5 protein-coding genes and 1 pseudogene are annotated in these 7,859 nt (G+C 67.8%); 4 read left to right on the plus strand and 2 right to left on the minus strand.

What is annotated here, in order from left to right:
• The 3 genes from UK23_RS06675 to UK23_RS06685 form a co-directional block, all read left to right on the plus strand.
• On the plus strand, window positions 1-823 hold an 823-nt coding region (locus UK23_RS06675), incomplete at its 5' end, for an alpha/beta fold hydrolase (RefSeq protein WP_045310500.1).
• Complete coding sequence (locus UK23_RS06680) at window positions 820-1,911, plus strand: winged helix DNA-binding domain-containing protein (protein WP_045310501.1); 1,092 nt, start codon at window positions 820-822, stop codon at window positions 1,909-1,911. The genes UK23_RS06675 and UK23_RS06680, both read left to right, overlap by 4 nt.
• A gap of 72 nt (window positions 1,912-1,983) precedes the next feature.
• Window positions 1,984-5,781, plus strand: a complete 3,798-nt coding sequence (locus UK23_RS06685; RefSeq protein WP_196777644.1) for a phage tail protein — start codon at window positions 1,984-1,986, stop codon at window positions 5,779-5,781.
• Here UK23_RS06685 and UK23_RS06690 read toward each other — a convergent pair.
• Entirely contained in the window at window positions 5,757-6,671 is a 915-nt protein-coding gene (locus tag UK23_RS06690) for a LysR family transcriptional regulator (protein ID WP_045310502.1), read from the minus strand. The two genes, UK23_RS06685 and UK23_RS06690, sit on opposite strands and share 25 nt — an antisense overlap.
• Before the next feature lie 73 nt (window positions 6,672-6,744).
• Between UK23_RS06690 and UK23_RS06695 the strand changes: the two genes are divergently transcribed.
• The gene (locus UK23_RS06695) at window positions 6,745-7,638 is read left to right on the plus strand and encodes an EamA family transporter (RefSeq protein ID WP_045310503.1); all 894 of its coding nucleotides are present in this window, start codon (window positions 6,745-6,747) and stop codon (window positions 7,636-7,638) included.
• Here the strand turns inward: UK23_RS06695 and UK23_RS52555 are convergent.
• Window positions 7,562-7,859 (minus strand): annotated as a pseudogene (locus UK23_RS52555) (cobyric acid synthase CobQ); the annotation flags it as partial. The gene UK23_RS06695 and the pseudogene UK23_RS52555 overlap by 77 nt on opposite strands.

The raw sequence follows: 7,859 nt of genomic DNA on the forward strand, positions 1-7,859 counted from the left end.
GCCGTTGCTGCTGATCCACGGCTGGCCGGGCTCGTTCGCCGAGTTCCTGGACGTGATCGAGCCGCTGTCGCGGGACTTCCACCTGGTGATCCCGTCGATCCCCGGCTTCGGCTTCTCCGGGCCGGTGCAGAAGACCGGCTGGAACGTGCTGCGCATCGCGTGGGCGTTCGCGAAGCTCATGGAGGGTCTGGGCTACGAGCGGTACGGCGCGCAGGGCGGCGACTGGGGTTCCGGGATCGCGCAGGAGCTCGGCCGGGTGTTCCCCGAGCAGGTCGTCGGCGTGCACGTGAACATGCTGCAGACGTTCCGGCCGTCCGGGGTCAACGACCTGACGCCGGAAGAGCTCAAGTCGCTCGAGTCGCTCGACCACTACCAGCAGGAGCTCTCCGGCTACATGCACGTCCAGCGCACCCGGCCCCGCACGCTCTCCTACGGGCTGACCGACTCGCCGGTCGGGCAGCTGGCGTGGATCACCGAGAAGTTCCACGACTGGACGGACAACAAGGGCGTGCCGGAGGACGCGGTGGACCGCGACCGCATGCTGACCAACGTGTCGATCTACTGGTTCACCGGCACGGCGGGCTCGTCGGCGGCGCTGTACAAGGAGCAGTCCGCGTCCTGGGGCAAGCCGCAGCCGACCACCGTGCCGACCGGGGTCGCGATCTTCCCGCACGACATCAGCGCGCCGGTGCGGTCGCTGGCGGAGAAGATGATCCCGACGCTCGTGCACTGGACGGAGTTCGACCGCGGCGGTCACTTCGCCGCCATGGAGGAACCGGACCTGCTGGTCCAGGACATCAGGAAGTTCTTCGATTCGCTGTGACGACAACACTTTCGAACCGCACGCTGAACCGGACGCTGCTGGCGCGGCAGCTGCTCCTGGAGCGGACGAGCATGCCGATCGTCGAGGCCGTCGAGCACCTCGGCGGTCTGCACGCGCAGGCGCCGGTGCCGCCGTACCTCGCGCTGTGGACGCGGCTCAAGCCGTACAAGTTCGACGCGCTGAGCAAGCTGATCATCGACCGGTCGCTGGTGCGCATGACGTTGTGGCGCGGCACGTTGCACCTGATCTCGGCGTCGGACGTGTACCTGATGCGCACGGCGTTGCAGCCCGAGCTGAACAAGTGGGCGCGCAACGTGATGCCGCCCGCCGAGCGGGTCGAGATCGACCTGGACAAGCTGACCCGGATCACCCGCGAGTTCGTCGACACCGACCCGCGGACGGTGGCGGAGATCGGCGCGCACCTGGAGGAGCACTTCCCCGAGGCGAGGGCGCGTGAGCTGTCGACGCAGGCGCAGATGCTGGTGCCGATGGTCCAGGTGCCGCCGCGCGGGATCTGGGGCGTGGGCGGCATTCCGCAGAACATCGCGATGACCACGTGGCTCGGGAAGGACCTGCCTGCCGAGGCCGCGGTGCACGAGCTGATCACGCGGTACCTGCGGGCGTTCGGGCCGGCGACGCTCGCGGACATGCAGGCCTGGTCGCGGTTGATCGGGTTGAAGGCGCACGCGGCCGACCTGGATCTGGTGGAGTACCGCAACGAGGCGGGCAAGGTGCTGCTGGACGTGCCGGACGGGGTGATCGTGGACGAGAGCACGCCCGCGCCCGCACGGCTGCTGCCGGCGTTCGACAGCGTGATGTTCGGCCATGCCGACAAGACGCGGATCATGAGCGACGATGCGCGGGCGCGGTGGGGTGCGGTCCGCAACGCCGTGTTCCCACCGACGTTCCTGGTGGACGGGTTCGTGCGCGGCACCTGGAACGTGGTGGAGACCAAGGACACCGCGACGCTGACCATCGAGCCGTACTTCAAGACCTTCAAGAAGGACATCGCGGGTGTGGTGCGCGAGGCCAAGGCGGTGCTGAAGGTGATGGCGCCGAAGAAGAGGCACGTGATCGTTGCCCCTTAGGGCGGGGATCACTGCCCCTGCGTGTGCCTGGCGGTCGTTTTCCAGCTCGCCGGGCCCGGTCACGCTCGTCCCATGGTCGCCGCACGCCGGTCAGCCGAAGAGAAGGTCACGGCCGCCCTCGCGGACGGCAAGCGCAAGGCAGGCCCCGGTTTGCACGCTTTGCTCGCGCTGCAACGCGACGCGGGCAACGCGGCCGTGGGCGCGCTCATGGCGGCCAAGCAGAAGCAGCCGGACTCGACGCCGATCGACGCCGCCCTGAAGGAGGTGCGCGGTTCCGAGCCCGACATCGACACCGTCGAGAAGGGTTTGAAGGCAGCGCAGTCGGCTGGTGTGCCGGTGACGTTGGAGGGCCCGAAACCGCCCGCGTCCGCGCTGGCCGTGACGACGACGGGGTTCGGGCCGAACGCCGTGCAGCCCAAGAAGCCCGTGCCACCACCGAAACCGGTGCCTGCTCAGTCGAAGCTCGGCAAGGCAGGCGCTCGGCCGGCAGCCACGGGCGGTGGTCATTCGGCGAAACCCGTTGCGGCGCCTGCGGTTCCTGCCGTCGCGGCGGCGGATCCGGCGTTCATGCAGGTGACCGCGAAGGTCAAGGGGTTCGCGGCGGACAAGAAGGCGCACCCGCCCGCCGCCGCGAAGGCCAAGGAAGCACAGGACGCCGCGCAGGCCCCCGCGGACGACCTGGCCGGGCAGGCGAAGGCCTCGAAGGTCGACTCGATGGACGCGCAGCAGGCCGGTTCGTTCGACAAGCAGGCGTTCATCGCGGCGGTGAAGTCCGCGATCGAGGCGAAGTCGCCGAAGACCCTGCAGGACGCGACATCACCCGCCGGCAAGGCGGACGGGGTCGCGTCCGAGGTGAAAGGCATGGTCTCCCAGGGGACTCAGGGTCAGGCCAGGGACGTGGCCGCCGCCACCGATGCGCCGCCGGACCAGTCGAAGGCCGTGCCGAAACCGGTCACGCCGATGGCTGCGGAAAACCCCGGCACCGCTGCTTCGATCCCGGCCGCGGGTGCCGTGCCGAAGCCGGCCGCGCCGGCGCAGACCGACCTGTCCGCGGGCAAGCAGCAGGTCGCGCAGGAACAGGGCGACGTCACCGACGAGCAGTTGCGGCAGTCGAACGAGCCGCAGTTCCAGCAGGCCCTGGACGCGAAGGGCGCCGCCGCCGCGCACGCCGACACCGCGCCTGGCCAGTTCCGCGCGCAAGAACAGCAAGTACTGGGCCAGGCCAAGGCCGACGCGTCCGCCGAGACCGCCGCCGGTGTGGCGGGGATGCAGGGCGCGAAGGGTGCCGCGCTGGCGAAACTGGTGGCGGACAAGGGGAAGACGAAGACCAAGGACGAGGCCAAGCGCGCCGAGGTGACCACGCGCGTGCAGGGCATCTTCACGGCCACCGAGGCCGAGGTGAAGAAGATCCTCGAAGGCATCGACCCGAAGGTCGACGAGGCGTTCACCAAGGGTGAGGCGAACGCGCGACAGGCGTTCGAGGCGTTCGTGGCGGCCAAAGTCGGTGCCTACAAACAGGATCGGTACTCCGGCTGGCTCGGCGGGTTCCGCTGGGCCAAGGACAAGCTGATGGGCATGCCGGACAAGGTGAACGAGTTCTACACCGCCGGCCGCGAGCTCTACCTGAAGCAGATGGACGGCGTGATCTCCCGCGTCGCCGACATCGTGGGCACCGACCTCTCCCTGGCCAAGCAGAAGATCGCTTCGGGCAAGGCCGAAATCGCCGCCTATGTGAAGACGCTGTCGCCCGACCTGCAGAAGGTCGGCGCCGAGGCGTCCGAAGAGATCAACTCCAAGTTCGAGCAGCTGGAGAGCGACGTCACCGACAAGCAGAACTCGGTCGTGGACTCGTTGGCCAGCAAGTACGTCGAGGCACGTCAAGGCCTCGACGAGCGCATCGAGGCGTTGCAGGCGGAGAACAAGGGCTTCGTCGACGCCGCGATCGACGCCGTCAAGGGCGTCATCAACACCATCCGCGAGCTCGCCGCGATGCTGCGCGACGTGCTCTCCCGCGCGGCCGGAGTCGTCGGCGACATCATCAAGAAGCCCGTCGAGTTCCTCGGCAACCTGATCGCCGGCGTGAAGGGCGGCATCCTCAAATTCAAGGACAACATCCTCGACCACCTGCGCAAGGGCCTGATGGGCTGGCTGTTCGGCGCCCTCGCCGAGGCAGGCATCGAACTGCCCGAGAAGTTCGACCTGCGCGGCATCGTCAAACTGCTGGCGTCGATCTTCGGCCTGACCTGGTCGAACATCCGCAACCGCCTCGTCCTCCAGATCGGCGAGAAGGCCATGGCGGCGGCCGAGAAGGGCGTCGAGATCTTCCAGGTCCTGACGACACAGGGCGTCGCGGGCCTGTGGCAGATGCTGCTGGAGAAGCTGGGCGACATCAAGAACATGATCCTGGAGCAGGTGAAGGACTTCGTGATCACGAAGATCATCACCGCCGGCATCACCTGGTTGATCGGGCTCTTGAACCCCGCCGCCGCGTTCATCAAGGCCTGCAAGCTCATCTACGACGTCGTGATGTTCTTCGTGAACAACGGCAGCCGCATCATGAAGTTCGTCAACACCGTCATCGACTCGGTGGCCGACATCGTGCGCGGCAACGTGAGCGGCGTCGTCAACAAGATCAACGACGTGCTCGGCCAGATGGTCCCGATCATCATCGGCTTCCTCGCCAGCGCGATCGGGCTGGGCGGGATCGGCGCGAAGATCAAGTCGATCATCGAGACGCTGCAGAAGCCGGTGAACAAGGCGCTGGACTGGGTGATCAAGAAGGGGCTGACACTGGCCGGGCCGATCATCAAGGCCGCCAAGGGTGTCGGGGCCAAGGTGAAGGCGAAGGTGGCCGCGGGCAAGGCGTGGGTGAAGGGCAAGGTCGAAGCGGGCAAGAAGTGGGTCAAGGGCAAGGTGGCGTCGGCCAAGGCGAAGCTCACCGGCGAGCCCGCCGACCCGAAGGAAGCGGCGATCAAAGCCGCGGGGAAGGCGTTGCGCGGCAGCAAGTCCCACACCGACGCAGAGAGTCGCGTCGCCAAGATCCGCAACAAGTACAACGTGCCGCTCAACCTCGTCGTGGAGAGCAAGAGCTCGAAGTCCGAGCACGTCCACGTGCAGACCATGAAGACGGACAGCGTCGACATCCCCGCCGAGGAAGAAGACGACACGGATGCCGCAGCCTCGCTGTTCGAGTCCACAGCAGCCCAGACCATGAAGGACTACCTGAACAACTTCGCCAACTGGAAGAGACCGAAGCTCGGCCAGGAGATGGGCCAGGTGAGGGCGGTACCGGTGCACCTGTCGGATCACGCCGTCGGGTTCAACGAGCGGGCCGTTGACAGGTTCGTGGGCAAGAGCAAGGCGTCCGCAACTCGCAAGATCAACGCAACCAACGACGCCAAAGCGCGCATCGGCAACGCAGCCGCCTCTCAGGACGAGGCTTCGGTCTACCGGTACCTGCGTGCGGCGGCCTCGAAGCTGCAGAACCTCTACGGTGGACGCAAGAAGTTCGGTCTGGACGTCGAGCACCTCACCGAGGTCGGAAGACACCCAGCCGTCTTCGTTCGCAGCAAGATCAGTCGCACCTACAGCGCGATCGTCGAGCGCATTCGCAAGAACAAGCCCACGACCGGCCCGGAAGCCGAGATCGCCAACATGAAGGCGCCCATGGCTGACAAGCGCGAAGTCGCCCGATTGTACGCAGAGTCGATCGTCGAGAACATGATCGACGAGGTCGGCGAGGTGAGGGCCGACCAGGAGCCGGTCGAGATCGACCTGCTCATCATCTCGCAGGCAGCGCACGCCGAACTCACCGCCCGACGCGCTCGCGACCGTGCCGCAGGCACCTACGACGAGGGCGAGGACATCTGATCGGCGACCTGCCTGATCACCTCCAGCGCCGCCGTGATCGCCGGTCGACGGGAGGCCTGCTTGCGCCACACCGCGTACAACTGCCGCGCAGGAGTAGGCCGCAACGGCACCACGCGCACGTTGCCCGGCACCTCCCCCCGCCCCAGCCGCGGGATCAACGCGACCCCGATTCCCTTGGCCAGCAACGCGTACTGCGTGTGGTACTCGTTGACCCGGTAGGCCAGCTCCGGCTCGATGCCCGCCGCGTGGAACGTCCGCACCAGCCAGTCGAAGCAGATCGACCCCTCGGACTGGCACATCCACCGCAGCCCCGCGAGGTCGGCGGGTTCGAGGAACTCCTTGCGCGACAACGGATTCGAGGCGGGGATCAGCACATCGGCCACGTCCCGCAGGATCGGCATGCGCGACAACGAGTCCGGCACGGGCAGCGGGGTGTTCTCCCAGTCGTGCACGATCGCGAGGTCCAGCTCGCCGCGCGCCACGGCCTCGCCCGCCTCGGGCGGATCGACCTCGGTCAGGCGCACGTCCAGCGCCGGGTGCTGTTCGGCCAGGCCGGCCAGCACGTCGGGCAGGAGGCCTCGCGCGGCCGTGGCGAACGAGCCGACGCAGAGGCGGCCGATCGCGGCTCCGCGTTGTTCCTCCAGGGCGACCTCGGCCTCTTCCACGAGCTTGAGGACCTGCCCGGCGGTCTCGGCGAGCAGGAGCGCGGCGTCGGTGAGGCGGACGCCCCGGCCCTGGCGTTCCAGCAGCGTGGTGCGGGTTTCGCGTTCGAGCTTGGCGATCTGCTGCGAGACCGCGGACGGCGTGTAGCCGAGCACGTCCGCTGCGGCGCCGACCGTGCCGTGCGTCGCCACGGCGTGCAGTGCTTTGAGCCTTCCCAGGTCGAGCATGTAGCAATGCTAAACCCATACCCTAAGCAAGCGGAACTAGTGCTAAATAGTTAGCGCGTGCAAGCTTGGTCCCATGAATCCCCGTCACGTCCTGCTCGCCTTGTTCGTCGCCGCCATCTGGGGCTTCAACTTCGTCGTGCTCAAGGTCGGCCTCGACGAGTTCCCGCCGATCCTGTTCTCCGCGCTGAGGTTCCTCGCGGCCGCGGTACCGGCGATCTTCTTCGTGGGACGGCCGCGGGTGGCGTGGCGCTGGATCATCGCGGTCGGGCTGGTGCTCGGCGTGGCGAAGTTCAGCTTCCTGTTCATCGGTCTCAAGGCGGGCATGCCGGCCGGGCTCGGGTCGCTGGTGCTGCAGAGCCAGGTGATCTTCACGACGGTGTTCGCCGCCGTCGTCCTGCGCGAACGGCCGCGGCCCGTGCAGGTCACCGGCATCGCGCTGGCCGTCGCGGGTATCGGGGTGATCGCGTGGGACTACGGACTGAGCTCGCCGCTGCTCGGGTTCATGCTGGTCATCGTGGCGGCGGCGCTCTTCGGCGTGTCGAACGTGCTGATGCGCTACGCGAAGCCCGCGGACACGTTGCGGTTCATGGTGTGGGTGAGCGCGGTGGCGGTGCTGCCGTTGTTCGCGCTGGCGTTCCTGACCGAGGACATGTCCGCGCTGGGTCGCCTGAACTGGGCCGGGGTGGGCGCGATCGGGTACGTGGCGTGGATCTCGACGCTGCTCGGGTTCGGCATCTGGGGGTTCCTGCTGCGCAAGTACGAGTCGTCCGTCGTGGCGCCGTTCTCGTTGCTGGTTCCGGTGTTCGGGATGTTCTCGGCGTGGCTGTTCCTCGGCGAGGACGTGTCCACGCTCCAGGCGGCGGCCGGCGGGCTGGTGCTGCTGGGGCTCGCTATCCCGCAGCTGGCGGTGCGCCGGGCGGCACGAACGGAAGCCCCGCGGGAGCTCCTCGTTCCAGCAGGTCGATGACGGCCTTGGTGTCGAGGTTCTCCGCGACCAGGTCGCCCAGCAGGTTCAGCTGAGCCTCGCGGGCGGCCTGGAAGCTCACCTCGCCCGGCACGAAGTCCCTGCCCGCACGATCAGCGGCCCACAGCAGGAACTTGCGGCGGAACGTGTCGTTCTCCAGCAGGCCGTGCCAGTGGGTGCCCAGCACGCGTTCGGTCTCGGCACCTTCGTCGGCGACCAACGGT

The organism is Lentzea aerocolonigenes, assembly GCF_000955955.1.
Lineage (GTDB): Bacteria > Actinomycetota > Actinomycetes > Mycobacteriales > Pseudonocardiaceae > Lentzea > Lentzea aerocolonigenes_A.